The organism is Micrococcus sp. MS-ASIII-49 (assembly GCF_000946635.1).
GTDB lineage: Bacteria > Actinomycetota > Actinomycetes > Actinomycetales > Micrococcaceae > Micrococcus > Micrococcus luteus.
The window spans coordinates 15,231-31,171 of sequence record NZ_JXSP01000028.1; the positions used below are offsets into that span (position 1 = coordinate 15,231).

Sequence of the window (15,941 nt, forward strand, 5' to 3'; positions counted from 1 at the left end):
CCAGCCGGTGCGGGGCCGGGCATCCGACGAGGGGATGAACCCGGGTGCGACCGCAGGAGGGACTGCGGGTGGGGCGGGCTCACTCGCCGGTCTGGCCGTCGATCCCCTCGCGCAGCAGGTCGGCGTGGCCGGCGTGGCGGCCGTACTCCTCGATCATGTGGGTGAGGATCCACCGCAGCGAGACCGGGTCCCGCCCCTCCCGGATCCGGTGGGCGCGGGCCAGGGCCGCGGCGCCGTCGTCGCCGTCCGCCGCGAGCAGGTCCACCACGATCTGCCGGGACCGCTCCACCTGGCCCTGCCAGAGGGCGCGCAGGTCCGCCGCGGAGTCCTGCGCCGCGCTGTGCCAGTCCCAGTCGGGGTCGGCGTCGAAGTCCGCGCCCACCCAGGGGGCCGAGGTGGGCTCGCCGAGGGCGACGGCCTCGAACCACCAGAACTCGACGAACGCGAGGTGCTTGAGCAGGCCGCCGAGCGTCATCGCGGACGGGTGCCCCGGCAGCCGACGGTGCAGCGCGGCCGTGTCCAGGTCCGCCGTCTTCCACTCGATCGTGGCGCGCAGGAAGTCGAGGAAGCCCAGCAGGGTGGCGGCCTCGCCCGCGGCGAAGGGCGGCTCGGGGCGGCCCTGGTCGTCGTAGAACACGGTGGTCATGGCGGCCAGGCTACGCCCCACCCGCGTTTTCGTTCGGGAAACGGCGCGTCCGGGGACGGGGCGGGGGCGGGTGGGAGCGGGGCGCCAGCGGACCTGGAACGTGTGCAGTCGCTCTGAGCCTGAAAAGTGCGCCCATACCGACCGCAGGCGTTCCCGGAAGGGGCGGGCCGGCGTCGTGGCCACCCAGGAGGACCCGGAGGAGCTCGTCGGGGTCAGCGAGGACTGGGCGGCGCAGGCGTACGCGGACGCCGCCGCGGTGGGCGGCGATCCTGCTCACCGCGGCGGATCCACCACGAGCCGCACCCGCGGGCTCGCCTGTTCGGCGGCGCCCTCCTGGGTCTCGGCGATCCGGCGCCAGATGCGGTCCGCCGACGGGTCGACCATCAGGTGCCCCATCTGCCGGATGACGGTGCCGAACACGGACGTCGGCATGCTGCGCCGCGGGGCGAAGCCGGACCGGCGCAGGCGCTCGGTCTGTTCCGTGGTCAGGTCCACGAGGCGCTCCAGCAGGGACTCGGTCTCCCCGCCGGCCTCCAGCAGCGAGCGGCGCACGTAGGCCCCCACCACCGGGTGGTCGGCCAGCAGGTCCGCGAACGCCGCGTCGCGGGCCGCGGACACCTCCTGTGGGGTGCCCACGAGCGGGACCTCGTCGAGGGTCGCGGCGATCAGGCGCAGCACGTCGTCGTCGACGGCGCGGGTCAGCCCCGCCTTGCTGCCGAAGTGGTGCCGCACCAGCCCGGGGGCGACGCCGGCCCGTTGCGCTATCTCGCGGACGCTGGCCATCTCGACCCCCCGCTCGGCATACAGCTCGAGGGCCGCCAGGCGCAGGCGCGCGGGGGAGGAGAGATCGTCCTGGTCGAAGGGCAGGGGGGTGTTCATCGGGTCCTCGGGGCTGGGTCGGCGGATGGGATGGCCCGTGGTCGGGAGATGAGGATGCGGGGGCTCGCTGAACCCTACGGCAGGGATCGAAACGCCCCCCGCACCCTTCTTGCACGCTAGTGCAACATCGTGCTTGAGTGTGCAACATCAGCTCAGTGAGGCATGTCACAGACGACTGCCGCCCGCCTCCGCGACCACCACACCTCCCAGGGGGACCCATGCAGACCACCGACACCGTCCTCGGCACCCCGTCCACCATGGGCGACGACGAGCAGCTCACCACCACCCGCCTCCTGCGGGACGCCGCCCGGACCTTCGGGGATCAGCAGATCATCCACACCCGCGGCGGCGGCTCCCCGTGGCAGACCACCACCTACGCGGCCGTGTGGGAGCGGGTGCGCCGCATGGCCGCGGCCCTGCACGCCGAGGGCGTCGGGCCGGGGGACCGGGTCGGCCTGCTGCTGTGGAACGACGTCCGTCACCTCGAGTCCTACTTCTCCGTCCCGCTGCTGGGCGCGACCATGGTGCAGCTCAACCTGCGCCTGGCGCCCATGGACCTGGCCTACGTGATCACCCACGCGCAGGTGGGGACGATCATCGTGGACGAGACCCTTCTGGAGCTGGCCACCGCGCTCGAACCGCACCTGCCCGACGGCATCCGCTGGATCATGGCCGGCGACGGTGAGCTCCCCGCCGACTGGGCCGGTCGCGACGACGTCCTCTCCTACGAGGCCCTCCTCGACGGGCACGAGCCGCTCGAGACAGCGGGGCTGCCGAACGTGAGTGAGCGCTCCGCCTCCGGCGCCTGCTACACCACGGGCACCACCGGCCGTCCCAAGGGCGTCTTCTACTCGCACCGGGCCACCTGGCTGCACGCGCACGCCGTGGTGTCCACCCTGGGCATGACCATGGCGGACACCGCCCTGCTGCTGACCCCCATGTTCCACGCGCAGTGCTGGGGCCTGCCGTTCGCGGCCGTCGCCGTGGGCGCGCGCCTGGTGCTGCCGGGCCGGTTCAACCTCACGGACACTCCGTGGCTGACCTCCACCCTCGTGGACCACGGCGTCACCGTGGCCCCGGCATCCCCCGCGATCCTCATGCCGATGCTCCACCACCTCCGCACCCTCGAGACGCCCCCACGGATGGACGGCGTGCGCCTGCTGTGCGGCGCGACCGAGCCCCCCGTGGCCATGATGCGCGGCTTCGACGAGCTCACCGGCGCGGAGGTCATCCACGCCTACGGCGCCACGGAGACCTCGCCCATCGTCTCCCTCAACCGCATGAAGCCGAGCCTCATGGACACCCTCTCCGAGGATGAGCGGTGGAACCTCAAGCGGTTCCAGGGCCTCGTCGTCGTCGGGGTGGACGTGAAGATCACCGACCCCCTGGGCGAGCTGCTGCCGCCCGGCGAGGAGAACGTGGGCGAGATCCGCCTGCGCGGGCCCTGGGTGACCACCTCCTACGCGGACAACGCCGAGGCCACCGAGGCCGGCTTCGACGACGAGGGCTACTGGCGCTCCGGGGACCTGGGCTACCTCTCCCCGGAGGGCTACCTCAAGGTCACCGACCGCCTGAAGGACGTGGTCAAGTCCGGTGGCGAGTGGATCTCCTCGATCGACCTGGAGAACCACATCATGACCGTCCCCGGGGTCCGCGACGCCGCCGTGATCGGCGTCCCCCACCCCCAGTGGGAGGAGCGTCCTCTGGCCCTCGTGGTGCGGGACGAGGACTCCGACGTCGACCAGGACGCCGTCCTCGCCGCACTCGCCGAGCGCTTCGCCACCTGGCAGCTGCCGGACGAGGTCCGCTTCGTGACGGAGATCGACCGGACCGGCGTCGGGAAGGTCAACAAGCGCAAGCTGCGCGCCGACTACGCCGACGCCCTCACCTCCGGCCGCTGACCGGCCCGCCACCTCCCCAGACCCACCCCGACCCCAGGAGACCCCGTGACCCAGGACGCCTTCCTCTACGACGCCCTCCGCACGCCGCGCGGTGCCGGCAAGCCCTCCGGCTCCCTCCACGAGGTCAAGCCGATCGACCTCGTCGTCGGCCTGACCCACGCGCTGCGCGACCGCCATGAGGGGCTCGACCCCGCCGACATCGAGGACATGATCCTCGGCTGCGTCAGCCCGGTGGGCGACCAGGGCGCGGTCCTGCCCCGGGTGGCCGCCCTCAAGGCGGGCCTGCCGCAGACCGTGGCCGGCGTGCAGCTGAACCGGTTCTGCGCCTCCGGGCTCGAGGCCGTGAACCAGGCCGCCGCCCGCATCCGCTCCGGCTGGGAGTCTCTGCTCGTGGCCGGCGGCGTGGAGTCCATGTCCCGCGTGCCCATGGGCTCCGACGGCGGCGCGTGGGCCATGGACCCGGCCACCTCCCTGGCCACCGACTTCGTCCCGCAGGGCGTCTCCGCGGACCTGATCGCCACCCGTGAGGGATTCAGCCGCGCAGAGCTGGACCGCTTCGCCGCGCAGAGCCACCGCCGTGCTGCGGCGGCGTGGCAGGAGGGCCGGTTCGCCCGCTCCGTGGTCCCGGTGACGGACATGAACGGGATGACCGTGCTGGACCGGGACGAGACCATCCGCCCCGACTCGTCCGTGGAGACCCTGGCCACGCTCAAGCCCTCCTTCGAGGCGCTGGGCCGGGAGGCGGGCTTCGACGCCGTGGCGCTGGAGAAGTACAGCTCGCTGGCGGGGATCGAGCACCTGCACCACCCCGGCAACTCCTCGGGCATCGTCGACGGCGCCGCGCTGACGCTGATCGGCTCCGAGGAGGCCGGCCGGCGGGCCGGGATGAGTCCGCGGGCCCGGATCGTCTCCGCCGCCGTCGTCGGCTCCGAGCCCACCATCATGCTCACCGGCCCCACCCCGGCGTGCCGCAAGGCCCTCGAGGTGGCCGGCATGACCGCCGCGGACATCGACCTCGTGGAGATCAACGAGGCGTTCGCGGCCGTGCCGCTGCTGCTGATGAAGGAGATGGGCTGGACCGAGGAGCAGACCAACGTCAACGGCGGCGCGATCGCCATGGGCCACCCCCTGGGGGCCACCGGCGCCATGATCCTCGGCACCCTCGTGGACGAACTCGAGCGGCGCGACCTGCGGACCGGCATCGCCACGCTCTGCATCGGCGCCGGCATGGGCGTCGCCACGATCGTCGAGCGCGTCTGAGCGCCCCACCCACCCGACCGACCAGCACGGCAGGAAGAGCACCGGCATGAGTGAGCACATGATCACCTGGGACCAGGACGCCGACGGCGTCGTCACGCTGACCATGGACGACCCGCAGGCGCGGGTCAACACGATGAACGAGCGGTACCAGGACGCGATGGACGCCGTCGTGGACCGCCTGGAGGCGGAGCGGGACACGGTGACCGGCGTCGTCCTGACCAGCGCGAAGAAGACCTTCTTCGCCGGCGGCGACCTGGACTCCCTGGCCCAGGCCGGCCCCGAGGACGTGGAGTCCGTGTTCGCGCTGACGCAGCGGGTCAAGGGCCAGCTGCGCCGCCTCGAGACCCTCGGCCGCCCCGTGGTCGCCGCGATCAACGGCACGGCGCTCGGCGGCGGCCTGGAGATCGCCCTGGCCTGCCACCGGCGCATCGCCGTGGACGACCCGGGGCTGAAGGTCGGCCTCCCGGAGGTCACCCTGGGCCTGCTGCCCGGAGGCGGCGGCATCACCCGCCTGGTGCGCATGGTGGGCGTGGAGCGCGCCCTGATGGAGTGGCTGCTGCAGGGCACCGCCCGCGACGCCCGGGCCGCGATGGAGAAGGGGATCATCGACGAGGTCGTGACCGACCCCGCGGACCTGGTGCCCGCCGCCAAGCGCTGGATCCTGGAGCACCGCGACGACGCCGACGCCGCCGCGAAGCCCTGGGACGTCAAGGGCTTCAGGATCCCCGGCGGCACCCCCGCCCAGGCCTCCTTCGCCTCCCGCCTGCCCGCGTTCGCCGCCACCCTGCGCCGGCAGCTCCACGGCGCGGACCTGCCCGCCCCGAAGGCGATCCTCAGCGCCGCGGTGGAGGGCTCGCAGGTGGACTTCGACACCGCCTCGCGCATCGAGACCCGGTACTTCGTGTCCCTCGTGACGGGCCACACCTCCTCCGCCATGATCCAGGCGTTCCACTCGGACATGCAGGCGCTGCGCTCCGGCGCGGCCCTGGGCGGTCCCTCCCGCGAGCGCAGCACGATCACCACGGCGGCGGTGCTGGGCGCCGGGATGATGGGCGTGGGCATCGCCCACGCGCTCGCGCTCAACGGCGTGGACGTGATGCTCAAGGACGTCAGCCTGGAGGCCGCCGAGCGCGGCCGTGAGCGGGTGGGCGCCCTCCTCGAGGGGCGCGTGGCGAAGGGGCGCATGAGCCGCGAGGACGCCGACGCCGTCCTGGCCCGCGTGCAGCCCACCGAGGACTATCAGGACCTCGCGCACGTGGACGCGGTGATCGAGGCCGTGTTCGAGGACGTCGAGCTCAAGGACTCGGTGTTCGCCGAGGTGGAGAAGGTGGTCGGCCCGGACACCCTGCTGTGCAGCAACACCTCCACGCTGCCGATCACCCTGCTGCAGGGCCCGCGGGAGCGCTCCCAGGACTTCATCGGCCTGCACTTCTTCTCCCCGGTGGACCGGATGAAGCTCGTGGAGATCATCCGTGGTGAGCAGACCTCCCCGCGCACGGTGGAGCGCGCCTACGACCTGGTGCAGCAGATCCGCAAGCTGCCCATCCTGGTCAACGACGGGCGCGGCTTCTACACCTCCCGCGTCTACGGCACGCTCGTGCTCGAGGCCGCGGCCCTCGTGGAGGAGGGCGTGGACGCGCAGCGGATCGAGCGGGCGGCCCGCCACGCCGGCTTCCCGGCCTCCCCGCTGGCCATGATGGACGAGGTCTCCCTGACCCTGATCCAGCACATCCGCCGCGAGGAGGAGAAGGCCGTCGCCGAGGCCGGCGGTGAGCGTCCGGTGCGTCCGGGCGAGCGCGTGGTGGAGCGCATGGTGGACGAGTTCGGCCGCCCGGGCCGCGCTCAGGGCGCCGGCTTCTACGAGTACCCGGAACAGGGCCCCAAGCACCTGTGGCCAGGCCTGGCCGAGCACTTCGCCACCGGGGCGGACGTGCCCGAGCAGGACCTGCAGGACCGCCTGCTGTACCGCATGGCCATCGAGACGGCCCGCTGCTTCGACGACGGCGTCCTCACCGACGCCCCCTCGGCGAACCTCGGCGGCGTGTTCGGCATCGGCTTCCCGCCGCACACCGGTGGGCCAGTGACGTTCATGACGCACCGCGAGGGCGGACCGGCCGCGTTCGTGGCCCGCGCCGACGAGCTGGCCGACCGCTACGGCGAGCGGTTCCGTCCCGGCGGCACCCTCCGGCAGCTGGCCGAGCGAGGCGAGGGGCCGGGCCGATGAGCGCCGCACCGCTGGCCGGGGTGCGCGTGGTGACCATCGCGCTGAACCTGCCCGGGCCCGTCGCCGCGGCCCGCCTGCAGGAGCTGGGCGCCGACATCGTCACGGTGCTCCCGCCCAGCGGGGACCCCGTGGCCACCCTGGTGCCGGCCCTCTACGAGGAGCTGCACCGCGGGCAGTCGGTGCGCACCGTGGACATGAAGTCCCAGGCCGGGGCTGCCGAGATGGAGCAGATCCTGGCCGAGGCGGACGTGTTCCTCACCTCCCACCGCTCCGGGGCGCTGCGCCGGCTGGGCCTGGACGCCGACGCCGTCCGCGCCCGCCACCGGCGGATCTGCCAGGTGGACATCACCGGATACGACGGGGACCGCACGGACGTGCCAGGCCATGACATCAACTACCAGGCCGCGGCGGGCCTGCTGGCGCCGGGGGCTCCACCGCGGATCCTCGCGGCGGATCTGCACGGTGCCGAGCGGGCCGTCTCCGCCGCGCTGGCCCTGCTGTGGGCCCGCGGCGCGGACGGGGACGGCGGGCATGCCACGGTGGCGCTCGCCGATGCGGCGCACGCCCTGGCCCTGCCCAACCGGCACCGCATGACGGGCCCGCGCAGCCCCCTGGGCGGGGCCCTGCCCCACTACGGGGTGTATCCGGCGGCCGAGGGCCATGTGGCCGTCGGCGCGCTCGAGCCGCACTTCGCGGCCGCGCTTGTCGAGGGCCTCGGGCTGGACGCGGACGGGGACGTCCGCGCGCAGCTCACCGAGGCCCTCTCCCGGCACGACGCCGCCCACTGGCAGGCATGGGGGGAGGAGCGGGGCATCCCGCTCACCGCCCTGGCCAGCCCCACCGCCTGACCCCCACGACTCAGCACCCCCCTCGAACGACCTCCAGGAGCCCCTCATGACCACCACGGATTCCCGCACCCGCTCGCTGATCGACGTCGACGTCCTCGAGTACCACCGCCTCCTGACGCCCGAGCAGCAGGAGGAGCTCACGGAGATCCGCGCCGCCCTGGCCGAGATCGTCACCCCGCACGTGGCGGAGGCCTGGAGCCGGGACGAGTTCCCGCACGAGATCGCCCGCCGCGTCGGGGAGCTGGGCTACAACCACATCAGCGGCATGACCGAGGACCCGTTGTTCCGCGGGCACCTGATGGCCGAGCTGGCCCGCGCGGACATCTCCCTCAGCGTGTACTTCGCCCTGCACAACGACCTCGTCGGGGCCACCCTGGAGGCCCTGGGCTCGGAGGAGCAGAAGCAGACGTGGCTGCCGGGCCTGTACGCGATGGAGTACACCGGCTGCTTCGCGCTGACCGAGCCGGAGCACGGCTCCGACGTCGCCGGCGGCATGGCCACCACGGCCCGCCGGGAGGGGGACGAGTGGGTGATCAACGGGGCCAAGCGGTGGATCGGCAACGGCACCATGTCCCGCATCGCGATCGTGTGGGCCCGGGACGAGGAGGACGACCAGGTCAAGGGCTTCATCGTGGAGACCGACACCCCCGGCTACGAGGCCACCAAGATCGAGCACAAGACCGCGGTGAAGATCGTCCAGAACGCGGACATCACCTTCACGGACGTCCGCATCCCGGCGGGGAACAAGCTGGAGAAGGCCGACACCTTCGCGGACACCAACGTGATCCTGCTGGGCTCCCGCAACGGCCTGGGCTGGCAGGCCGCGGGCGCGCAGCAGGGCATCCTCGACGCCGCCCGCCGCTACGCGCTGGAGCGCACCCAGTTCGGCCGTCCGATCGCCGGGCACCAGCTGGTGCAGTCCCTGCTCGTGCAGATCGCGGCCAACCTGGCGGCCACCCTGGGCATGGCGCACCGGGCGGTGCAGCTGGAGGCCGCCGGCGAGGTGTCCATGACGCAGGCCTCCCTGGTGAAGCTGAAGACCTCCCAGATGTGCCGCGAGTCGGCCGCGCTGGGCCGGCAGATGATGGGCGGCAACGGCATCCTCGCCGACGTCGGGCTCGGCCGGTTCTTCTGCGACGTCGAGGCGATCTTCACGTACGAGGGCACCTACGAGGTGAACTCGCTGATCGTGGGCCGCGGCCTCACCGGTCACTCCGCCTTCCTCTGACCCTCCCCTCCGACGACCGCCCCACCAGATCAGGAGCCACCGTGACCACCTCCGAGACCACCTCCGAGACCCATGACACCTCCACGACCACCCCCGGCCGGCCCACCGAGCGCCGGGGCCATGTGGCCGAGCTGCTCTCGGCCACCGTGGCCCGGCAGCCGGATGCCACGGCCCTGCGGATCGGCGAGGCCCGCATGACCTACCGCGAACTGGACCAGGTCACGGCCGCGACGGCCGGCTGGCTGCGCCACCGCGGGGTGGGTCCGGGGGACCGGGTGGCCGTGCTGCTGCCCAACGTCCCGGCCTTCGTGGCGGTCTACGAGGCGCTCATGCGTCTGGGTGCGGTGATGGTGCCGCTCAACCCGCTGTTCACCGCCCGAGAGCTGGAGTACTTCCTCGAGGACTCCGGGGCGCGCATGCTCTGGGCCATGCCCGGGCTGCCGGCCGTGGACGAGGTGGCCAGGAACGTCGACGTCGAGGTGGTCACCCTGGACCTCGAAGCGGTCGGGCGGGAGTGCGCCGCCGAGGGCATCGCCCCGGTCACGGAGATCACCCCGCGGGACCCCGACGACGACGCCGTCCTGCTCTACACCTCGGGCACCACGGGGCGGCCCAAGGGTGCCCGACTGACGCACACGAACCTGCGTTCCAACGCCATGGCGACGGCGACCGGCCTGGGCCGGCTCGGCCCGGACGACGTCGTGTTCGCGGCGCTGCCGATGTTCCACGTGTTCGGGCTCTCGGTGGTGCTCAACGGCGCGGTGTTCGCCGGGTCCACCCTGTCCCTGATGCCGCGGTTCGTGCCGGAGGCCGCCTACGACCAGCTGCAGGACCACGGCATCACGTTCCTGCCCGGCGTGCCCACCATGCACGGGGCGTTCCTCTCCGTGGCCCGGGCCCGCCGTGAGGCCGGGGCCGAGCCGGCGGACTTCTCTCGGCTGCGCATGCCCCTCTCCGGCGGTGCGAGCCTGCCGGTGGAGACGCTGCACGCCGCCGAGAAGCTGTACGGCGTGCCCGTGTTGGAGGGCTATGGGCTGTCCGAGAACGCGGGTGCGTGCTTCTTCAACCCCGTGGACGCGCCGACCCGCCCGGGCACCGTGGGCCGGCCGGTGGACGGCTTCGAGTTCCGGATCGTCGCGATGGACGGCACGGAGGTGCCCGAGGAGGACCTCGAGACCTCCGGTGAGCTGCGCATCCGGGGCGAGGGCATCATGGCCGGCTACTGGGGCCGCCCGGAGGACACGGAGGCGGCGTTCGACGAGGACGGCTGGTTCCGCACCGGGGACATCGCCCGCCGGGACGAGGCCGGGTACGTGATGATCGTGGACCGGCTCAAGGACGTGATCATCCGCGGCGGCATGAACGTGTACCCCCGCGAGGTGGAGGAGGTCCTCTACGAGCACCCGGATGTGGTCGAGGCCGCCGTGGTGGGTGTGCCGGACGAGCGGCTGGGCGAGGAGATCGCCGCCTTCGTCTCGCTGGCCCCGGGCAGCGCCGTCACGGGGGAGGAGCTCCAGGCGTTCGCGGCCGAGCGGCTGGCCCGCTACAAGCAGCCGCGGGAGGTGACCGTCCTGGACGGGCTGCCGAAGAACGCCACGGGCAAGATCCTGCGCCGCGAGCTGCGCCAGGGGTGAAGGGCGCCGGGCGGTCCGGGCGCAGGTCGTCTGGCCTGAGCGAGAGGAACGACGGACAGATGGCCTCTCGCTACGCTCCCGGTATGACTCAGCCGCTCGTCCACCCGCCCAAGGCCCAGCCGGGCGACAGGATCGCCGTCGTCTCGCCGTCGTTCGCGGCTCCCGGCTTCGCGCCCGCGGTGCATGAGCAGGCGATGCGGCGCCTGCCCGAGGTGACCGGACTGGAGCCGGTCGAGTACCCCACCACCCGGCAGCTCGGGGCGAGTCCTGAGAGCCGGGCGCGGGACCTGAACGCGGCGTTCGCGGACCCGCAGATCCGGGCGGTGATCGCCACGGTGGGCGGGGAGGACCAGATCACCGTGATCGGCCACCTGGACGCGGACGCAGTGCGCGCGGACCCCAAGCCGTTCCTCGGCTACAGCGACAACACCAACCTGCACCAGTGGCTGTGGGGCAACGGGGTGGCGAGCTTCTACGGCGGCTCCACCCAGGTGCACCTGGGGCCGGGGCCGGCTGTGGACGAGGTGCACGCCGCGTCCCTGCGGGCCGCCCTCCTGACAGGAGGGCGGCTGGAGATCACGGAGCCGGGGGAGTCGGAGGACCACGGCGTCGACTGGCTGGACCCGCGGGCGCTCACCGAGTTCGGGACGCGCGAGCCGGTGCCGGGCCCGCACGACGACGGCGCGCCCGGCGTCGGCGGCGGCGCCTCACCCTGGCGCTGGGCCGGGCCGCGGCGCGCGGTGACCGGCCGGACATGGGGCGGCTGCCTCGAGGTGCTGCCGTGGGTGATGGCGGCCGGGCGTGGTCCGTCCGATCTGAGCGCGCTGGAGGGCGGGGTGCTGCTGATCGAGACGAGCGAGGAGCTGCCGTCGGCGGGGGACGTGCGGCGGCTGCTGCGCATCCTGGGTGAGCGGGGCGTGCTCGGTGCCGTGGACGCCGTGTTGGCGGCCCGCCCGCCGACGTGCTCCTTCGAGGTCCCGCGCGAGGCGGACGAGCGGGCGCGGCTGCGCGCGGAGCAGGCCGATGTGGTGGTGGAGGAGGTCGGGCGCTACAACCCGGACGCAGTGGTGTGCGTGGGCGTCCCGTTCGGCCACACCCGGCCGCAGTGGGTGCTGCCGCACGGCGGCGTGATGACCGTGGACGGCGTGGAGAAGCGGGTGTGGGCGGGGTTCGGGTGAGCGGGCCACCTCACGATGACCCGCTCCCGAAGGGCATGTGGAGTCGTCAGAGGCCCGTGTCTTCTTCTCCCTCCTTGTAAGTGGCCTTATCGTCGTCCCCCTTCACCTTCGCGGTGAAGGCGATGCGCCCGCTTGGCGCGGACTTGTACGGCATGGCCAGGGAGAACAGCGATGCGATGTCGCCCGCGGGCACCGGGTCCGGCAGATCCTTCGGCTCGGTTCCGGCCCCGTCGTCGGCTGCGAACGTCAGTAGGAGCGCCCCACGCGTGCCGGCGCCCGAGATCAGCTCGTGCTTCATGAAGGCGAATTCGCTATGGGTCTTCAGCAGTTCCTTCACCTGGTTCCGCCGTGAGTGCGTCGGGGCCATCGCTCCTCCGGAGATGATCTCCAAAGCGAGGCGCTGGCGAGGGGACGAGCCGGAGAACATGTCGTCGCGCTCTTCCCGGCGCGTACGGCGCAAGACGTCGACCTTGCGACCGTCGACATATCTGGTCGCCACCGATGTGTTCCCTGGGCTGGCCAAGTCGGGGACGATCACGGCCCAGTCCTGCAGTGTCTCCTCCGCCATGGCGTGTTGGATGAAGTCCAGTGTCGGTTCGAAGGAGAAGTTCTTGCCCCAGGAGAACCTGGCGAGGATCTGCAGCATCGTCTCGGTGTCGACGATGCCGTAGCGCCCGGACCATCGGCTGACTCGATCGGTGGCGGATGCTGTGGGCTTCGGTGGATTGATGGTGAAGAAGGTCCCGCGGGCCACGGCCGCGTCCAGCAGAGGGGACACGGCGTGGAAGTGACGCGCGTTGATGTCGGGGTCGCGTCGCGGGTGCTGGAAGAAGTCACGCACCTTCCCGCCTTCGCCCTTCATCGTCAGCTCGGCGTTGAACATCTTGTTCCGGCCGGTCGGGGTCAGCCAAGGCAGGCTCTGGAAGACCAAAGGTGGGACGTCGATCGGGCGGACACGGGGCCGGCCGTCGGCATCGAGCCCCCGATATTGCCTGAGCTGCTCCCGGAAGTCCTCCTCGTCCCGCACGACGGCCTCGAAAGCCTTGTACAGGTCCACTGTCGTCCCCTTCCTCGGCCCGGGGACGTTGCGACCGATGTACAAACGGACGAGGTCACCGTAACCCGGCCGATAGCCGAACCAGCGACCCATCTGCATCAACGTGTCCGCAGTCGTGGTGCGTCGGGTGTAGTACGTCGTGGTCAGGCCCTCCACGGTGAACCCGCGGCTCAACTTGGCGCCTCCCACAAGGACTTTCCAGACGTCGTCCGCTTGGAAGTCGAGGTCGGGCTGCGTGTAGTCCTTCTCAGCGGCACCGTTGACGATGATCACGGGGCGGGTTCCGCCGTTGATCCGAGTGACGGATTCCCCGATGAATGGAAGGAGTTCCCTGAAGTCCGCCGGCGTCGGTGCCTGGGGCGCACGGGCCGCCGTCACAGGGGCGAAATCGTCCTTGTACAGCTGGTGGAGGCGGCGCATTCCTTCGGGCGTCGAGTAGCCCGCGGACTTCCACACGTCTTCGACGGTGTCCGCGAGCTCCTTGTGGTCCTGCTGCCGGACGGACTCGTGGACGAGCATCGTGTGGTGTCGATAGTCACCGGGATGCCCGACCGAACGTCGGTGGAGCTTCAAAGCACCGCTCAGGACGAAGGAGTCCAGGGCCGAGCGGAGCTCGTCGCGTCGCTTCTGGTGGTCATTGTCCAGGTCGGCGGTCAGGTCCCTGATGTAGGCGCGTTCGTTGGACAGCGCCAAGCTGTTCTCCGGAGCCGAGACATCGACCTCGTCGAGGCCGTCGGGATCCCGATCCAAGTCGTGGAATGCCTTCCCACCCATGTATGCCGTCGGCGGCTCGAGGCTGACGATGAAGTCCTTCGGGAAAATGTCATCCACATCGTCCGGGTCGACGAAGACATTGGCGAACGGTGTCGCGGTGTAGGCGACGTATTGTGCCCGCGGCAGTTCATGGAGCAGTTCGGCGATCAACCTGTTGATGGTGGTCCTCGCCCGGTCTTCAGGCGACTTCTTCCGGTTGTCCTTGGTGTTGACCGAGGCCTGGTCGGCCTCGTCGTCGATGATCAAGGTGGGGATCTCGGCGAGTTTTACGCGCGTCGCCTTCAGGTCCTTGATCAGCTTCTCCAGGACGTTCTTCTGCTTCTTGACGACTGCCAGCCGGATGTCCGTGCCGAAGAGGTTTGAGGAATCGTGAAGCGGTAGCTCCGGATGCACCAGATGGTCACTGTCCCGGAAATCCAGGTACCCGAGGCCGTTCCTGAGGCTCTTGTAGTCTCCCTTGGCATTGGTGAGCCTGCGGATGCCGGGCTTGCCGAGGTCCTTCGGATGTTTGCCATGACGGAGGAACTTCCCGTCACGCCAGTCCTTGTCCCCGATACCGGCGTAGTCGACGTCCTGGATCTGCTCGGGGTCGTCCTTGTCCCGTCCCCCGAGGATGTTCTCCTCACCCACCAGTTCCATGTCGATACGCCGCTGGGTCTGTCCACGCAGGAGCTCGATGGTGCCGGTCAAGACGATGACGAGGCGGTACCCGGCGTCGACGGCCTTCGCCAAGACTCCTGTGAAGTTGGCCGTTTTACCGGACTGGACATGACCGACGACCAGGCCCTTGGACTGGTACGGCTCCTTGCGAGTGGGATCCGCCAGCCGACGGACGACCTCATAGGTCACGCGGTCCAGTTCATTGGTAGCCGCGCCGCCGATCTTCTTCTCGACGACCTTTCGGTAGGCGGTCCAGTAGAACGCCCGTTCTGCGGCGACCTCTTCGGTGTACCAGGGGTCCCACTCCGCCGCCTTGGCGATCACCACCGCACCGACGTCGAGCGGATAGGCGGTGTCGATGCGTGCACGGGATTCCTCACCCAGCCCCAGCAGAGACATGATCAGGGCCCTCCGCTGCTCACCGTAGGGAGCAGTGCCGTCGACCCAGTTTTCGTCGTCGGAAGCGTCCCATCGACTGAGTTGCACGTGGAACGCGAGTCGGGCCTTGTCGTTCGGATCTGCGACGGTCACCATCTCGACCAGTTCCGACTCGGACACGGACTGGCCCGTCCTGCGCAGGTAGTGGTCCACGTCCTCCAGCAGCGGAGAGGGGCCGAACCCCTCCATCGCCCGCAGGGTCCTGACGATCGCCTCGGTGTAGCTGTCGTTCATCGCTCGATGCCTTCGATCTGGAGGAATGAATGGAGTTCGCGGCCTGGGTCGCCTGCAGTTCGATCGGAGACGTCAACCCGGTAGGTGATGTCACTGATCAGCTCCGGATGGGGGACGCCGGAACGGACCCGTTCGCTGGTGATGGCGGGGAAGTCGTCGTCCACGAGATAGGCTCTGGGCGTGGACCGGAGCATGTGGCCGCGGGTGTAGAGGTCTGCGTCCTCGTCCCGCCAGCCCACCTCCTGCAGCGCGGCGAGCAGCCGGTCGTCACCGGACGCGAGGCTGCGGACGCGGGCGACGAGCTCGGCGAGGGTGCGCCCTTCCGCTCCGCCGGCCCGGGTGACTTGGATGGAGACGAGCCAGAGGGGGCGCCCCGGGTTGGGCTTCAGCTGGTCGACCCCGGAGATGGTATGGCGTCGCTTCTCGCCGCTGGTGGTCTTCACCTCCAGGTCATAGGAGGGGCAGGCGAAGTCGTGTTGCTCGGCTGCCGGGCCCAGCCACCACTCGAGGGCCGTCGGCCCGTGCTCCAGGAGCAGCCTCTCCAGCAGGAGCAGTTCGCCCAGGAGCCCCCGCTGCTGTTCCTCACTCAACCGCGTGCGGGCAGCCAGGAGGTTGCGGAGGTTGGCGACCGCGGCGTTGACGGCACCTGCGAACGAGGCCCCGCCTCTGAGGGCGTCGACCACCGACATGGTGACGCCGTACGCCTCGTAACGCATCTCAAGCGTGTCGATGTGGACCAGGGACCACGTGGTGCCGTCCTCGTGGTCCTCCACATCCACCGACACGTGGCGGAGTTCCCGGAGGTCCGGGACGGACCCGTCGGCCGGCGTGCGCAGTGTGAAACGCTCGGCGGCCGGGTCGATGGTGAGGACCACCTCCGGATCCGTGCACTGGAGGTGCTGGCTTGGGACACCCGTGGCGAAGTACTCGTCCAGGGACTCTTGGCTCAGCCTGTCGTCGTTGAGGGCCATGCTGTCCTT

At 71.0% G+C, this 15,941-nt stretch carries 11 protein-coding genes; 7 read left to right on the forward strand and 4 right to left on the reverse strand.

The genetic code is table 11. The features are described from left to right. Positions 1-79: 79 nt before the first annotated feature. Positions 80-646, reverse strand: coding sequence for a DinB family protein (locus tag SJ20_RS01750; protein WP_010080071.1), 567 nt, complete (start codon positions 644-646; stop codon positions 80-82). A gap of 273 nt (positions 647-919) precedes the next feature. Then, positions 920-1,525 carry a TetR/AcrR family transcriptional regulator gene (locus SJ20_RS01755; protein WP_044658732.1) on the reverse strand — a complete coding sequence of 202 codons (606 nt, stop codon included), beginning with the start codon at positions 1,523-1,525 and terminating at the stop codon, positions 920-922. Between the two features lie 218 nt (positions 1,526-1,743). Here SJ20_RS01755 and SJ20_RS01760 point away from each other — a divergent pair, with 218 nt between their 5' ends. The 7 genes from SJ20_RS01760 to SJ20_RS01790 all read left to right on the forward strand — a co-directional run bounded on the left by SJ20_RS01760 (position 1,744) and on the right by SJ20_RS01790 (position 11,798). Further along, positions 1,744-3,426 (forward strand): long-chain-fatty-acid--CoA ligase, encoded by a 1,683-nt coding sequence (locus tag SJ20_RS01760; protein ID WP_044658733.1) that lies wholly within the window; start codon positions 1,744-1,746, stop codon positions 3,424-3,426. Between the two features lie 45 nt (positions 3,427-3,471). Beyond that, entirely contained in the window at positions 3,472-4,686 is a 1,215-nt protein-coding gene (locus SJ20_RS01765) for an acetyl-CoA C-acetyltransferase (protein ID WP_036336657.1), read from the forward strand. Between the two features lie 46 nt (positions 4,687-4,732). Then, positions 4,733-6,910: a 3-hydroxyacyl-CoA dehydrogenase NAD-binding domain-containing protein gene (locus SJ20_RS01770; RefSeq protein WP_044658734.1), complete on the forward strand. Its 2,178-nt coding sequence runs from the start codon at positions 4,733-4,735 to the stop codon at positions 6,908-6,910. Next, entirely contained in the window at positions 6,907-7,758 is an 852-nt protein-coding gene (locus SJ20_RS01775; protein ID WP_044658735.1) for a CoA transferase, read from the forward strand. Before SJ20_RS01770 ends, SJ20_RS01775 begins: the two co-directional genes overlap by 4 nt. A gap of 46 nt (positions 7,759-7,804) precedes the next feature. Next, a complete protein-coding gene (locus SJ20_RS01780) occupies positions 7,805-8,986 on the forward strand; it encodes an acyl-CoA dehydrogenase family protein (RefSeq protein WP_044658736.1) in 1,182 nt (393 codons plus the stop codon). 41 nt (positions 8,987-9,027) lie between these two features. Then, a complete protein-coding gene (locus tag SJ20_RS01785) occupies positions 9,028-10,620 on the forward strand; it encodes a long-chain fatty acid--CoA ligase (protein WP_235281214.1) in 1,593 nt (530 codons plus the stop codon). A gap of 83 nt (positions 10,621-10,703) precedes the next feature. Beyond that, positions 10,704-11,798, forward strand: coding sequence for a S66 peptidase family protein (locus SJ20_RS01790; RefSeq protein WP_044658737.1), 1,095 nt, complete (start codon positions 10,704-10,706; stop codon positions 11,796-11,798). A 46-nt stretch (positions 11,799-11,844) separates the two neighbouring features. Here SJ20_RS01790 and SJ20_RS01795 read toward each other — a convergent pair whose 3' ends face one another. Then, positions 11,845-14,961, reverse strand: a complete 3,117-nt coding sequence (locus SJ20_RS01795) for a Z1 domain-containing protein (RefSeq protein WP_044658738.1) — start codon at positions 14,959-14,961, stop codon at positions 11,845-11,847. Then, positions 14,958-15,932: a PD-(D/E)XK motif protein gene (locus SJ20_RS01800; protein ID WP_044658739.1), complete on the reverse strand. Its 975-nt coding sequence runs from the start codon at positions 15,930-15,932 to the stop codon at positions 14,958-14,960. Before SJ20_RS01800 ends, SJ20_RS01795 begins: the two co-directional genes overlap by 4 nt. Positions 15,933-15,941 lie beyond the last annotated feature (9 nt).